This window comes from Streptomyces sp. NPDC057543 (assembly GCF_042801895.1).
Taxonomy (GTDB): domain Bacteria; phylum Actinomycetota; class Actinomycetes; order Streptomycetales; family Streptomycetaceae; genus Streptomyces.
The window spans coordinates 1-13,652 of sequence record NZ_JBHVFF010000003.1 but is presented as its reverse complement, the minus strand read 5'-3'; the positions used below and the strand labels follow the sequence as shown (position 1 = coordinate 13,652).

Annotated in this window: 17 protein-coding genes and 1 pseudogene; 11 read left to right on the top strand and 7 right to left on the bottom strand. The window is 67.3% G+C overall.

The window, feature by feature from the left end; translation table 11 throughout:
* Window positions 1-40: 40 nt before the first annotated feature.
* Entirely contained in the window at window positions 41-1,417 is a 1,377-nt protein-coding gene (locus ACFU8Q_RS01120) for a DUF1254 domain-containing protein (RefSeq protein ID WP_384446432.1), read from the bottom strand.
* Window positions 1,418-1,460: 43 nt separating this feature from the next.
* On the bottom strand, window positions 1,461-1,901 hold the full coding sequence (locus ACFU8Q_RS01115) for a hypothetical protein (RefSeq protein ID WP_384446430.1): 441 nt from the start codon (window positions 1,899-1,901) through the stop codon (window positions 1,461-1,463).
* A gap of 176 nt (window positions 1,902-2,077) precedes the next feature.
* Between ACFU8Q_RS01115 and ACFU8Q_RS01110 the strand changes: the two genes are divergently transcribed.
* The 4 genes from ACFU8Q_RS01110 (at window position 2,078) to ACFU8Q_RS01095 (ending at window position 3,686) form a co-directional block, all read left to right on the top strand.
* Window positions 2,078-2,320: a hypothetical protein gene (locus tag ACFU8Q_RS01110; protein ID WP_384446428.1), complete on the top strand. Its 243-nt coding sequence runs from the start codon at window positions 2,078-2,080 to the stop codon at window positions 2,318-2,320.
* Between the two features lie 69 nt (window positions 2,321-2,389).
* Window positions 2,390-2,464, top strand: coding sequence for a 50S ribosomal protein bL37 (locus ACFU8Q_RS01105; protein WP_373302405.1), 75 nt, complete (start codon window positions 2,390-2,392; stop codon window positions 2,462-2,464).
* Between the two features lie 280 nt (window positions 2,465-2,744).
* Complete coding sequence (locus ACFU8Q_RS01100) at window positions 2,745-2,933, top strand: hypothetical protein (RefSeq protein WP_384446426.1); 189 nt, start codon at window positions 2,745-2,747, stop codon at window positions 2,931-2,933.
* A 192-nt stretch (window positions 2,934-3,125) separates the two neighbouring features.
* Entirely contained in the window at window positions 3,126-3,686 is a 561-nt protein-coding gene (locus ACFU8Q_RS01095) for a hypothetical protein (RefSeq protein ID WP_384446425.1), read from the top strand.
* Here the strand turns inward: ACFU8Q_RS01095 and ACFU8Q_RS01090 are convergent.
* Complete coding sequence (locus ACFU8Q_RS01090; protein ID WP_384446423.1) at window positions 3,646-3,936, bottom strand: hypothetical protein; 291 nt, start codon at window positions 3,934-3,936, stop codon at window positions 3,646-3,648. The genes ACFU8Q_RS01095 and ACFU8Q_RS01090 overlap by 41 nt on opposite strands.
* Window positions 3,937-3,959: 23 nt before the next feature.
* Here ACFU8Q_RS01090 and ACFU8Q_RS01085 point away from each other — a divergent pair, with 23 nt between their 5' ends.
* Window positions 3,960-4,910, top strand: coding sequence for an N-acetylmuramoyl-L-alanine amidase (locus ACFU8Q_RS01085; RefSeq protein ID WP_384446421.1), 951 nt, complete (start codon window positions 3,960-3,962; stop codon window positions 4,908-4,910).
* Between the two features lie 469 nt (window positions 4,911-5,379).
* Here the strand turns inward: ACFU8Q_RS01085 and ACFU8Q_RS01080 are convergent, their stop codons facing one another.
* Window positions 5,380-5,826, bottom strand: coding sequence for an SRPBCC family protein (locus ACFU8Q_RS01080; RefSeq protein WP_384446419.1), 447 nt, complete (start codon window positions 5,824-5,826; stop codon window positions 5,380-5,382).
* A gap of 336 nt (window positions 5,827-6,162) precedes the next feature.
* Complete coding sequence (locus ACFU8Q_RS01075) at window positions 6,163-6,372, bottom strand: hypothetical protein (RefSeq protein WP_384446417.1); 210 nt, start codon at window positions 6,370-6,372, stop codon at window positions 6,163-6,165.
* 456 nt (window positions 6,373-6,828) lie between these two features.
* Here ACFU8Q_RS01075 and ACFU8Q_RS01070 point away from each other — a divergent pair, with 456 nt between their 5' ends.
* The 4 genes from ACFU8Q_RS01070 to ACFU8Q_RS01055 all read left to right on the top strand — a co-directional run bounded on the left by ACFU8Q_RS01070 (window position 6,829) and on the right by ACFU8Q_RS01055 (window position 9,797).
* Complete coding sequence (locus ACFU8Q_RS01070; protein WP_384446416.1) at window positions 6,829-7,125, top strand: GYD domain-containing protein; 297 nt, start codon at window positions 6,829-6,831, stop codon at window positions 7,123-7,125.
* 593 nt (window positions 7,126-7,718) lie between these two features.
* Window positions 7,719-8,246: a hypothetical protein gene (locus ACFU8Q_RS01065; RefSeq protein WP_384446542.1), complete on the top strand. Its 528-nt coding sequence runs from the start codon at window positions 7,719-7,721 to the stop codon at window positions 8,244-8,246.
* Between the two features lie 130 nt (window positions 8,247-8,376).
* Window positions 8,377-8,850: a DUF4240 domain-containing protein gene (locus ACFU8Q_RS01060; protein WP_384446414.1), complete on the top strand. Its 474-nt coding sequence runs from the start codon at window positions 8,377-8,379 to the stop codon at window positions 8,848-8,850.
* Window positions 8,851-8,969: 119 nt separating this feature from the next.
* Entirely contained in the window at window positions 8,970-9,797 is an 828-nt protein-coding gene (locus ACFU8Q_RS01055; protein ID WP_384446412.1) for a hypothetical protein, read from the top strand.
* Here ACFU8Q_RS01055 and ACFU8Q_RS01050 read toward each other — a convergent pair.
* Window positions 9,794-10,297, bottom strand: a complete 504-nt coding sequence (locus ACFU8Q_RS01050; protein ID WP_384446410.1) for a transposase — start codon at window positions 10,295-10,297, stop codon at window positions 9,794-9,796. The genes ACFU8Q_RS01055 and ACFU8Q_RS01050 overlap by 4 nt on opposite strands.
* A gap of 175 nt (window positions 10,298-10,472) precedes the next feature.
* Window positions 10,473-10,877: pseudogene (locus ACFU8Q_RS01045) on the bottom strand (winged helix-turn-helix domain-containing protein); the annotation flags it as partial.
* A 286-nt stretch (window positions 10,878-11,163) separates the two neighbouring features.
* On the opposite strand from ACFU8Q_RS01045, the gene ACFU8Q_RS01040 reads away from it, so the two are divergent.
* Together ACFU8Q_RS01040 and ACFU8Q_RS01035 are read left to right on the top strand one after the other, a co-directional pair.
* Window positions 11,164-11,703: a hypothetical protein gene (locus tag ACFU8Q_RS01040; protein WP_384446408.1), complete on the top strand. Its 540-nt coding sequence runs from the start codon at window positions 11,164-11,166 to the stop codon at window positions 11,701-11,703.
* 479 nt (window positions 11,704-12,182) lie between these two features.
* Window positions 12,183-12,713: a hypothetical protein gene (locus tag ACFU8Q_RS01035; protein ID WP_384446406.1), complete on the top strand. Its 531-nt coding sequence runs from the start codon at window positions 12,183-12,185 to the stop codon at window positions 12,711-12,713.
* The last annotated feature ends 939 nt before the right edge of the window (window positions 12,714-13,652 follow it).

Below are 13,652 nucleotides of genomic sequence, written 5' to 3'. Positions count from 1 at the left end.
CCACGTCAGCCCGTCACGTGATCCACCCGCCCCTCACCCGTCACCCCGCCCCGCTCCGTTCGACAGCGGGGATCTCGTACGTACCGTCGAGGATCTCCTGCCCCGGTACGTAGAGCCTGAGCACCATCCGGAACTCCCCGCCCGGCGAGGGCAGCCAGTTCGCCGCAGCGGCCGGGCCCGGCGGGCGCTTCCTCCCGATGTGCAGCGTCAGCGACCCGTCCTCGTCGTATACGAGACCCGGGGTGCGATCACCGATCGAGGACCGGTCGGCCGGGTTCCCGGCGAGGCGGTGGCCCTGCGTGCCGTACGCGGCCATGGACCAGAACGCCCCTACCGGCGGCTGCCGCTCGAAGCGCAGCACGTAGGAGTGGGCGCCGTTCAGCCGCTCACCGTCGGCGTCGCGGAACGCGCGGGCGTACACCGCCTCGTAGCCGTGACTCCCCCACAGCGCGTTCCGCGCCGCCACCGCCCTGGTCAGGTAGGAGGCGTCCCGGTCCGCGATCCGCCACTGCGGGGAGTCGATGGTCCCGACGCCGTACCGGTCCAGGTTGTAGTCGAAGAGATGCGGGTCCATCTCCCAGCCCCCGTCCGCCACCGGGGGCCGGCTCGACTCCGCCACCCTCGCCCTGCCCCGTACCAGGCCCTCTGTCAGTGCCTGTACGAGTCCGGGGTCGGCGGACACGTACGGCGACGGCCCCTCCTCCAGCAGCCCCAACGGCTGGAACCGGTCCTGATATGCCTGATCGGCCGCGGACGGCGGGAAGTCTGCCATCCACACCCTGAGCTGCTCGAAGAAGCGCAGCGACTCCGGTACGTCGGGGTCCGGCGCGGGCAGGCCCGTGCGATGGGTCCCCGGTTCGACGTGCGTGAGGGCGAGCCGTGCCTGAAGCGCGCGGACCCGCTCCCTGTCGCCCGGAGCGTCGCAGGCGTCGCGTCCGATGACGATGACGACGGAGGTCGGCGCGTCGATCACCCCGCGCACCCCGTCCGGCACATCGCCCGCCCAGCCGGGCGGTACGACGAGCCAGTCCCCGGCCTCCGTACCGGTGGCACGGCGGCCGACGTACGCGAAGTTGTTGGTCCAGGCGTCCACGAACTGCAGCACGTAGTACGCACCGTCCGTGTCGGGGACATGGAGGAGAACCGGACCGCCGGAGAGGTCGAGATGGGCGAGGGAGTGGACCGTGTCGTCGTCACCGGCCGCCGCGAAGCGCGTGTCGGGGGCCACCGGTTGACCGGCATGCGCGAAGTGGTTGAAGGGAGCGGGCGGCAGCGGGCCGGAACCCGTCTGCATGAAGTCCTCGACCGTCAACAGGCCGTGGACCAGCGGACAGCCGTAGACGTACGCCTCGGCGGCAAGAGCGACAAGTTCTTCCGCGTTCTCCTCCGGCACCGCGACCCTCTCCCTCTCCCGCATGGCCCACTCCCTCACGCGCCCACTCCCTCACGCGCCCGCTTCCTCAGATGACCGCCTTCGCGGTCGCCGCGCACAGGGCCCAGATCACGAACGCGTCGATGGCGATGGAGACGATCGCCCAGACCGGCTGGTACGGCAGCCAGATGAAGTTGACGATCAGGCTGATGGAGGCAAGCACCACACCCGTGGCACGAGCCCAGACGGCGCCCTTGAGAATGCCCCAGCCGACGCACCCGAGGATGACTCCGAGGACGAGGTGGATCCATCCCCATGTGGCCACATCGAACTTGAACGTGTAGTTCCTGACGTGCGCGTAGACGTCGTCGGTGGCGATACCGGTGATTCCCTTGATCACTCCGAGGACGCCGTCGACGAGAAGCAGCACGCCGGCGAACATGACCCCACCGGCCGCCCAGGGGTTCATTTCTCCCTGATCGACAGTACGGGCCGGGCCGGGCGCGGGCGCGGGCGCTGAGTGTGCCATGGAAACTCCTAGGCCGGAGCGGGACTGCAAGACAGAACCGACCCTGCGTGGCACCTTCCCGGGCGTCCACCCGGACGCACCCGAACGGGTGACGCGCCGAGAGGCGCCTCCGGCCAGGCCGCGGTGCCGGGTACCGCGACACCTTCGCGACCCGGCGCGTGACCTTGCCCGGGAACTTGCCCAGCCCTCGGATCCGCCCGGCGCGAGGCGGGGGTGATGCCCGCTGCCAGGGCCGAGGCGACGGCACCGGCCTCCGCCACCGGCTGCTGACCCTGCTGGAAACCGCGAACGCCCCCCGCCGCCTGCGGTACGCACAGCTGCTCGCGGTGATCAACGTCTGGCCTCCCCCGAACGATCCGGCACCGGCCCTCGCCTGGTTCGCCGAGGCATTGCGCGCCCGGGCGGCCCGGCACGTCTGATGCGGCGGCACCGGGTCGAACCTAGACTGACGAAGGCCCGAAACATCCTGAATAAGGGAGATATCCGCCATGGCCAAGCGAGGAAACAAGCGCCGCGGCCGCAAGAAGAAGAACGCCAATCACGGCAAGCGCCCCAACGCCTGAGCCGACCGATCACCGAGTCCGCCGCCGAAGGGAGTACATCACCTGCGGTGCGCCCCCTCCGTGAGCAGTCGATGCGGTGCATGCCGTGGCCGCACGGAAGTGATGCGGAAGTGATTCTGCAAGGGTGACTTGCGGCAATGCCCGGACACCCCCCGGGCTGCGTACCGTCGGCCGGGTGAACAGAGCGGTGATCAGCGGTGCGGCCCGGTGGGGCCGCCGGCCCGGGAGGTCTTCTGACCGTCGCCGCCGCGGTGTGTGTCGGGTTGAGCGCCGTCAGCATGTGGTGGGCCCTCCCGCGGCCGCGGCGGCCTTTTTCACCGCCTGGGAACCGGGCAGGACCGGGCCCGCGGTCCTCGTGCTCGTGGCTGTCGTCGCGGGCGGGGTGGTGGCGGTGGCCCTGGTGCCGTCCTGGCTGCTCATGGCGGGGCGGTTCGTCGCCGTGGTCGTGGTGGCCGCGATGCTGCCCTGATTCGCCGGGCGCTTCTGGCGCCAGTACCAGGAGCTCGCCCGGGCGGGCTGGGAGCGGGCCGGCCGGCTGGAGCGCGAACAGCGGCTCGCCGAGCAGGCGCGGTCCCGGGAGCGGCTCGCCGAGCAGGCGCGGTCCCGGGAGCGGCTCGCCGAGCAGGCGCGGTCCCGGGAGCGGACCCGGATCGCCCAGGACATGCACGATGTCCTCGGGCACGAACTCAGTCTCATCGCCCTGTCGGCGGTCGCCCTGAAGCTCGACCCCGGACTCGACGAGTCCCAGCGGGCCGCGGCCGGGCAGAGCCGGCCCGGGCTGCCGCGTCGGTGGAGCGGCTCGGCGAGGGCGAGCGGGTGGGGCCCTGGCCCCACTGTCCGTCAGGACCGGCCAACCGGAGCCGAACCACGCTGTGGGCGGGCGCGGGCGTACATGCGGCTGGGGACGGAATGCCTTTCCGCGTCGTGGATGCCGCCCGCAGCTCGAGCCCCGGAAACCGCTGTATCTCACCGAGGACGCATGGCGGTTGACCTCGTCGACGTTCCGCTCGACGTACGACCACGCCGGTTCCGTCGGTACAGGTGTCCGTCGCATCGGCATCACCATCCGGGGGACGATGTGATCGGTGTCCGTAAGATCGTCGACACAACTTCGTTACGGAACCGTGTGCTTGTGCCGATCACGCGGTGTTCGCTGCCGAGCCGACGGTGTACCGGGCGCTTCAGCGGCAGAACGGGTAGATCGGGGGTGGCGTGTTGGTAACCGGCGGGACCTGCACGTTGCCGGCCACGCGGTCGAGTCCGGCGATCGTGGCAAGGGTATGAAACTCCTGAAAGCCAGTCGTTCCGCCGGAGCGGCTGACGTTTACGCGGGCGTTGACAAACGGCACGAAGTACGCGGTCACGGCGGCTGGTTCGACGTGGCGTGGTCCGTACTTCCGGGTGGAGAAGGTGAAGTCGATCGACGGGGTCGCCAACAGGTTCGAAGTTACGTCCCGGAACGTCGCGTACACCTCAGGGTGAAAGGAACAACCACATGGCACAGCCCCTGACTGCCGCACAGGTCATATCCGCTCTGCGAGCGGAAGGCGTGCGCATCGTCGAAGTCGGTAACTGGCTTACGCACAACCGGAACTCGAAGGGGCCGTGGGGTCCGGTCCACGGGTCGATCGTGCACCACACGGTCACCAAGGGCACCGCTTCCACTGTCCGTATCGTCCGCGACGGTTACGCAGATCTGCCCGGTCCTCTGTGCCACGGAATGATCGCGAAGGACGGCCAGGTGCACATGGTCGGCTGGGGCCGCGCCAACCATGCCGGCGGCGGCGACCCGCGTGTGCTGGAGCAGGTCATCGCCGAGTCCTACGGCACCCGTCCGACTCCGCCCACGAAGGGCAACGCGAACGGAATCGACGGCAATGCGCGCTTCTACGGCTGGGAGTGCGAGAACCTCGGCGACGGCAAAGACCCCTGGCCCAAGGCGCAGTACCAGGCGATTGTCCGTGTCCAGGCCGCGCTGTGCCGAGCTCACGGCTGGTCGGCGAAAAGCGTGATCGGCCACCTGGAGTGGAGCTCCGACAAGGTCGACCCCCGCGGCTTCACGATGGTCCGGCTCCGGGCCGATGTAGCCGAGCGGCTGAAGCATCCCGCGAGCTGGGACCCCGGCTCCGACCAAGAGGAGGACCCCATGGCGGGGATCACCAAGAAGGACATCTTCGACGCCGTATGGAAGACGGACGCGATCGGCGGACCCTCCGACGCGGCGGACCACGGGACGAATCCGACGTGGCAACCGCAGAGCATCCTCAAGGACATGCAGGCACGCATCCGGCGCATGGACAAGACCCTGGCCGCCCAGTCCGCCGCGATCACCGCACTCGCGGGCCAGGTCGGCACGGGTGCGGACACCGAGACCATCGTCGCCGCGGTCCAGACCGCCATCAAGAACGCCGTGATCACCGTCGACATCCACTCGGAGGAGGCCTGACCACTGCCCGCGTCACCCCGGCACCACGCGCCCCCGGGCAGTGAGCAAGCCGCCCCGGCGACCTCACCCAGCGGCCGTCCGGCGCGCATGCGGACGGCCCCGGGCGGCCGCCCGGGCCTGCGGGTCCGCCTGGTGCTGCGGGAAAGGACGGTGAGAACGGGAAGGACGGCGCGAACGGCCGCGGACCACTCGCTTCAGCTCTCGCTCGACTTCGTACCGGGACTGCCCGGTCGCCTAGGCATGGGCGGTGATCGCCGCCCGCACCCGGGCAGGGTCAACGTGCTGCGGCGCGACCGGACCCGCAACGAGCGCCGCGGCAGTGACTGAAACGAAAGAACTGGCGGCGCACTTGCTCCTCTTCGTGGCGCTCGGGCCGGTTCGTGGCGCTCGGGCCTGATCCAGCCCGGTGGCCGGCTTGCGCTTGAACGAGCACTGATCCGCCTCGAGCATTCTGGAAGGTACCGGTACCTCAAGCGCTTCCACCGTGCTCGCGCACCGCGATCCGGGCCAGCTTCGTCAGCATCATGCCGTTTCGGACCGCGACGACGTAATCCACAGGGAGTCCGTGCATCCGGGTGCCGGGGCCCCGAAGGGGGTGCCAGTCAAGGGTGAACAGGGTGTTCTCGCCCCAGGGGACCAATTTCATGGCGATGCGGGCTGCACCGAAGGGATCTGCCTTCGCTTCCAGTTCCAGGCGGTGTTGCGGTTCACAGATGCGGACGACGCAGGTGTCGTCGAGGGTCAGAGGGCCGGCGCCGACTCGAACTTTCAGTCGGGCGCCTACTTCTGGCCAGTGCGGGTCCGCGGCAAGGATCTGCTGGGTTCCTGTCACCCACTCCCCGTAGCGGTAGCCATCGGACAGCAGGCGCCAAACCTCGGACGGTGAGCTCAGGATCAGACGGCGGTTCCGGGCCACGCTGATCGCCCTCCTTCTGGAGAATGGGGACATAGGAGGCACCGCCGATCATGTGCGGCCGCCCATGGGCTCGCCCCCCAGCCTCGTGCGATCGCACCCCATGCACAGTCCGACAGGTCCAGACGGGTGGTTCGAACTGCAGCCGGGCAGTACGGGTACAGCCTTCAGCCACCGCCGGACGATCCGGATGCACTGATCTGCCGCCGGACCACCCCGCCCAGCCCGGACCCTGCCCCGTCGTCGAGCCCTACCGTGGCCGGTCTCCCGCCGGATCGCCGCCGCTCATGAACCACCACACCCCCCTGTTCCGGCTACGGCCGGGCAGGGGCGGCTTCGTCATGCAGCTTCGTACCGGTGGGCCTGGCCCTCGCGCCACTCGATCCAGTCCGGATCGTCGAGGCACTGCTCGGCGTCGTAGATTCCGGCCTGCCGAAGAAGTTCGATCAGGTCGCCGTCGTCGTGGACGAGGCCGGCAATCTCATCGTTGATCGTGACCGTCCGTCCCCCGGTCTGCTCGATGCGGTGCACGACTATCGGGGTGCTCATCGGTCCAGCGTGCATCAGGCTGCTGCTCACGGCATCCGGAGCTTGGTTCAGCCGACACCGGATGAATGAGTCCGATTGTCCGCGCCGGCCGCGACCATGGGGAACGGCGTCCGTCGGCTCGTGTGTGACTACCAGCCCAGCGGCAGCGTGTCCGCGGTGAGGCGTACGAGGACGCACCCAAGGGGCGCCGTAGGCCTGGTGGGCTCGGACGTTGTGAGTTCGGTCCGCGATAACAGCGGCCCTGGATCGCTACGGCTGTATGACTGCGTCTACCTCGCAGAGAACCGCGGCGACCGTAAGTGTCTGCTGTCGTTCATGTCAGGCGTGGATATCAGCCTGCCCCCCGATGCCTGTGGTCGCTCGTATTACTCGTTCGGGTGCGTATCTCGTGCAGGTTCTAGCCCAGATGTCCAGGCTTGGCCTCACGATGTGTCTCCTCGTGAAGGTGAAAAAAACATGCCGACGTACGTCACCTTGCTGAGCTGGACCGATCAAGGGGTCCGAAACTACAAGGACACCGCAGAGCGCTCCGAGGCCTTCGGGGCAGCAGTACAAAAGCTCGGGGCAAAGCTCCTGAGTATCTACTGGACCGTCGGTCCGTACGACCTCGTGGCCACCATCGAGGCGCCCGACGACGAAACTGCCACGGCAGCACTCCTGCAGCTCGGTGGGGTGGGCAACGTCCATTCCACGACTCTGCGGGCCTTCGGCCCAGAGGAGATGGAGCGCATCATCGCCAAGGCGGCCGGCTGACGACCCACGTCGTCCGGGACACCCGGTGCGAGGCAGTGAGTCACCTGGACCGCATGCTCAAGCGGCGTCCCGGCCGTGAGTGACCACCCCCATGGCTGACCGCACCCGTTGATGTCAGAAGTAGATGTCAAAGGCCCCCAACCATGATCGGTTGGGGCCTTTGCACTGGTGGGCGCGGACGGTTTCGAACCGCCGACATCTGCTTTGTAAGCCTGGCGCCGACCGCAGACCGGTCTCGGCTGGTCATCAGGCTCGCGAGGCCACCGGGCCCATCGACGAACACCGCGCCACTACACACCCGGGTTGACCGCGGCTGACCGCTTCATCTGGCACGGATCTGGCACGTCTGTCCTCGGAATCGACGCCACCACGGTCCCGGCACTACGGACCTCTTGGGTGAATCGTGCTCCCGCCATGCGCCCATGCCATCTTGCGTGCATCGCAGTCGGGACGCACGGTTCACGTGTTACTGCTCGGCGTGTTCGGCGCTCATCAGGGAGGGGCGGTACCTCGTGGGCTCAGCAAGTGAGTGGGCACGTGAAACATTCGGTGATGCAGCTGGCGAACTGGTGGACTTGATCCCAGCTTGCCTCTTGCGGGCTCACACAAGGGCTCGCAACGGGCATGAGGGCGTCCACACCCAGACCTTGGAGGCATACGGCCACGGGCTATACGCCGTGCAGTATGAGGAACTTGCAACTGGCCTTGGTGACTTGGCGGATGCCAGGCCGGTGCGTCTCCAAGGGCGCACAATGGTGATCATTTCCGACCATGTGATCTACCCGATTCGCTACGCAAAGAAGGACGTCCCAGTCACAGCCGCCCGGTTACGGCGAGCAACAGGGTTCCGCGCCGAACTCATCCGCCGGCATGGCCCGGAGCCAAGGCAACAGATGCTTGATCTGGGCATGGATGAGCTCGAAGAATCCGAAGCCCACCCTGACCTTGAGCTCCTCCCAGAGGACGTCCGCCTGGTCCTGGTCGCCTACGCATGCTCCATGGACCGAGGCGTGATGCGTGCCGAGTGGGGATCCGCGGAACTACGTCGGGAGGATCGATACCTCATCTGGCACCACCACGAGCCGCTGCCTCTCGATGGTCGATTGACCATCGCCTTGTAAGTTCGGCCGCCGTGCCGCTGCTGGGGACGGACTGCTGCTCACCCTGCCACAGCAAGCCGCGTACGACCGCTGTCATCCGCCATCGTTGATGTCAGTTTTGGATGTCAGACCGTCCTGACATCCTGCACTCATGACAATGGCATGGGCAGACTTCTGGGCGCTGATAGCCACCCTGGACGGCGTCGCTACGCACGCGGGCTGCCAACGCCTCACCGAGGAGCTGAGCCGCCGCCCCGTTTCCGACATCATCGGCTTCGCGGAACGCCATGCTGAGGCTCTCTACCGCTTGGACCAGGAGAAGTTCGGCACCCTACCCGTTGCCGACATGACGGACGGGGACGGCAGTCCCTTTCCTCAGTCCGGCGACTCGTTCCTGTACGCACGTTGCGCTGTCGTCGCCGCAGGACAGGCCGTATGGGAAGGCGTCTTCTTCGATGCCGACAAGTTCACCCCATACACGTCGACCGAGTACGACGGCGAGTGGCTGCTGTACGTGCCGGAAGAGGCGTACGAACTGGCCACCGCCAAGGAGTGGGACCGGGAAACTCAGTACTGCTTCGAGAGCTACTCCAACAAGGACGGCTGGCCGGACCTGCGGGACTGAGGCGGCTATAGATCTTTAATAGCTGGGGTTACGGAAGATCACGAAACCACTCCCTGACCGTCAGGGCGCATCTGACGCCTGACGCTCTAAGATGCGCTGCCGTGGGGGAGTCAAACACTGTGCCAGCAAGGGTTGTCCTGACCAACGGCCGCACCCGGGTGTGGGTGGAGCGCCGTGCGCTGCACTGGAAGCGGGGGCGTACGACGATCACCGTGCCGGGGTCGCAGATCCGTCAGGTCAAGGTCGCAGGGCAGTCGCTGGCCGTGGGCATTTTCGAGGATGCGCAGGTCGGCACGGTCTTGACGGTCCGGCATCGCAATACTGCGGTGGTTGCCGCGCTCGGCGCCGAGATTGAAGCGATCACGAGCGACGCGGAGGCCTCGGGGAGCCGGCAGTCGATCCGGCGGCAGTCGGTGCGCATCTGGCCCCTGCGGGTATTGGCGGGTCTGCGTGACCGGGTGCGGAACGGCAGCCCGTGGTGGCGGCGTGCCCTGTGGTACGTCCTCCTGGGGTTCCCCCTCGCCGTGTGGCTGCCGGTGGAGCCCCGTTTCCTCGGACCCATCGCCTGGCTACTGCTGCCGCCAGGCATCGCCTTGCTGCGCCTGTGGGTGGGCATGGCCGAGCTGGACACGCGGTGGGTGATGTGGCGGCGAGGCATCACGGTGCGGGCGAGCTTCGAGTCCGACCCGTACAGCGAGGCCACCAGCGCCTACATCGTCCACTTCCGCACGCTCGATGGCCGGAAGATCACGGCGCACGGACAAGTGCGGGGCCGCCGGGACGAGATTCGATACGACCCGAAGGACCCCTCGCGCGTGCTCGCGCCGACCCGTGTCGCTTGGCTGGGGATCGCCCTGGCCGCATTCCTGGCGACCGGTGTGTGGGGTGTCATCTTCGGAATCCCGGCGGTTTTGTGGCTGATCAGCCTGCTGGCTCTGCCCTTCTAGAAATCTTGGTTCAGCTGTGGTGGCTGCGGTTGGAGGTTGAGCCCGGTCTTGGCGATAAGGCCGTCGATGAGGCAGGGGCGGTACTGCATCCGCTTGAGCCGCGCCTTCACCGTGACGGTGAGCTGGTTGATGTTCTGTTTGGTGAGGTTGGCCAGTGACCTCTCCAGCAGCGACCACACGCCCTCGACCGGGTTGAGTTCGGGTGCGTAGGGCGGCAGTTGGTAGACGGTCAGCCATAATCGGGCGGCGATCAACTCGCGCATGGTTCGGCTGACGTGGGTGTTCAAGTTGTCCCAGACCAGGACGATCGGGCCGCCGAGCTGCTGGTGGGCCGCATCCAACAGGCGGGCGTAGTCGGTCTCGGTGAAGCCCTTGCGTCGGCCCTTGGCGGGGCCGCGGTCGAGGTGGATGCGGTAGATAAGCCGGGGCGGGTGGCCGGGCTTGGTGCAGATCAGCGCCGCCATCGAGACGCGTTTGGTGCCCGCGGCGGTGACCCGCACGACCGGCGTGTGGCCGCGTCGGCCCCAGGTGCGGCCCTTGGCCCTGGCCGGCTTCGTCTTCGAAGCAGAGCCAGGCGCCCAGGTCCGCCACCGTCCTTTTTATGACGGGCCACTGATCGTCCTTCCAGGCGCCGATCCTGTCCTCGTCGCGCTCGGTGGCTCTGCGGGCCGGGACCTGCACGCTCCAGCCGATCCGGTGCAGCAGCAGGTCCAGCCCGGCAAGGGTGTACTCGACCCCGAACCGGCGACGCACGACCTCAGCGATGCGGGCCAGCGTCCAGCACTGGTCACTCCAGCCGGAGGCGGCCGGGCCGGCGTCCAGAACCGCCTCCAAGGCGCGCAATTGGCGGATGTCGAGCCTGCAGCGGGCACCGCCGGGGCCCTTGGAGACGAGCGCCTGGCGACCGCCTGAGACCAACGCCCGGCGCCAGCGGTTCGCCGACATCCGGGTCACCCGGAACCGCCGGGCCACCTCCCGGTCACTGGCCCCGGCCTCGATCAAGTCAGCTGCAGCGAGCCGGACTTGCTCACGCCGAGCCCGTTCCTCGGCTGCCAACCCACCGTTATCGGGATACCTCATTTCTCCGGCATAGCGCGGCCCACGACAGCCGTCACGACCCGACGTAACCCCCACCATTAAAGATCTCTAGCGGTTGACGGGCACCTCATAAACGATCTCGCACAGATCGGCGGGTGCCCCCAACCGTGATCGGTTGGGAGCCTTTGCGCTGGTGGGCGCGGACGGTTTCGAACCGCCGACATCTGCTTTGTAAGCCTGGCACCGCTCGCGGGACAGTCCTTGCAGTTCAACTGCCACACGGGGGAGCCGGGTCTGCCAACGACCTCTGCGCCGTCACACCCCCCGATTGACCGTGGCTGACCGCTCGATCTGGCACGGATCTGGCACGCACGGGCACGGAACCGGTTTCATCGAAGCCGCGTCTGACGGCCAGGAAGGGGGCCGCGTGATAGCTCAAGGCAGGGCCCGTCGTCGCTGCGTGGCGGCTGTTTCGATTCGCGCGCGGCTCGTCGCGTTAGCGCTGACGTCCATGCTGGCTGCCGGTTGCGGCATGCTGAACGATCCAGTCAAGGAACGCTGGGAGTCTAGAACCGAGTTTTCAAGTTGTGGCGAGGTGAGCCTGGATCAGGGTGAGGAGATGCAGAAGCAGGCGGCGCGGGAAATTGTCTGCCTCCAGCGAGCCCTCAAGAACGGCGAGAGCGCGGAACTGAAGGCGACCTATCCCACCGTGGAGGGTGACCCGATTCGCGAGTACTACCGCTTGACGCCGCAAGGCAGGCTTGAGGTGTACACCGACAGCACAGACGATCACTACTCGGACCAGAAGTGGTCGTTCGCCGAGTGCTACACCCCAGAATGGTTGGCTGAGATTTCCTGCGATCTATGACCAGCACCAACGACCCCATCTGACGCGATGAGGTTCTCTATTGCCTCCCGGCAACCGCTGGAACCACCCGTCAGACGCTTTCACGCTGATTCGCAGGGTTGGCTCATCGGTATTCAGGCGGTGCAGACGCGCGGGCGGCCGATAGCCGACAGTCGGGCAGAGGTCTTGAAAACCGTCGTGGCAGCGATGTCACCGTGGGTTCAAATCCCACACCCACCGCAGGTGAACGGCCCTTGACCAGCCAGCTTGGTCAGGGGCCGTCGGCATGTCCAGCGACCGCGATCACCGGTGCTCCCCGTGATTTCCCGCTTGGTCGGGCACGGAAGGGGCACGGAGGCCACGTAAAACTCCGCTGGACCCCGGCCGCACCTCGGATTTCGCGATACGGGTTTGGGGGGTGGACAACGCGGTACAGCATCGCCACACTTCGTGGACGATCACGCGCAGCTGTGGCTGCATGGGAATGGTGGGGATGGTCGATGGGGCGACCGCAGAGCGAGGGCTTGCCGCTGGAGTGCATCCGCTACCGCTTGACGCGCCTTCAACGCTTGCTGCCCATGCTGCCCGCCACTGTGATCATGGCGGCCGTCCAAGTGTTGATCTGGTTGGACGGGGGGCCGGTTGGTCCTTCACTCTCGGCAGTCGTGCTGCCGTTCGTGCTGCTGATCGCTTGGCGGCCGTTCGGGGTCACTCTTGCGCAGTCAGCGGCCGTCGTACACAACCTGCCCCGCCGGACCATTCCCTGGGCCGACGTGCAGGCCATACAGGTCGAGTCCATCTTCGGGGGCCGGACCGTCGTGATCTACGAAGCGGGCGGCCGCCGTACACGCCTGCGGGCGCCGATCACAGGGTTCCTCAACTGGGATCGCGCCTTCGAGGAGAAGTTCCACATCATCGGCAGATGGTGGCTGGATCACCGCGGACCGGATTGGGCTCCTGTCCCGCCGCCGGGGGCCTGGTGGGGTGGTCCACCGGTACCCGGCGGGAACTCTTTCGCCCCTCCTGCGTAGTTTCTGCTGCTGTTCAGCGTCCCGGACGGCGGGCTCAGTGGCCCACTCAAGCGCCAGCACAAGCTGAGCACTTGTTTGGAAGATCCCGTACGCGGATGAGCTCTGACCTGCGTGGACTCTGACCTGCGAGGGAGTTGCCAGTTCTCTGTAGTTCACGCTCCTCCTCGCTACTGACCGATCGGGCACGCAAGGGGCCCGCAGCTGCGATGATCGGGGCATGCAGCTTGGAGTGGAGCAGCACTTGTTCGAACTCGCTGGGGCAAGTCGTGCCCCTGCCCCGCCTTGGGTCATGTTGCCACTTTGCGGGGTCATCGCTGTTGTGGGGCTGGCGGTGTTGGTGAACTTCCGGGGCGTGCCAGAACGGCTGCACGAACACTGGCGCGGAGGTCAGCGAGGCCGCCTTGCCTCCTTCGGTTTTCAGCGGCACATCGGCGCTTGGATGGCGCTGGGGGGCCTGTGGGGGTTCCTCGCGACGTCTTGGCAGCTCATTGCCGACTAGCTCAGAACTTGTGTGCGCCTGATGCCGTGCAAGTCGGTGGTCCCACCCACCTCAACCTTCCACTCACCCCAGCTCCCATCCCGTCCGCCTTCGACCCACACACCGTGGAGCGGTCGTGGTTCAGAGCGTCAAGGTGGAGCGCGCCACTGTACGAACGACCTTGACGCCCTGGGCCGCGGCTGCTCGGCTCTGCCTGGGTCGAAGGTGGTCGGGATGGGAGCACTCAACGCTCACCACGATCCGGGCGGCACACGCAAACGGCGCCCCATCCATCCCGGAGTCTGAGCGCCCCCGCCGGAGGCATCGTCTTGAAGCCGCGGGCTTGGTTCTCGACTCAGGGACCGTAGTTCGCTGCGGCCCCAGGGGCCCGGCCTGGGCGCCGAAGGCGCAGAGGGCCGGGCACAAGGGGCCAGCCCGCGCCTTGCGCGGGCACTTGAACC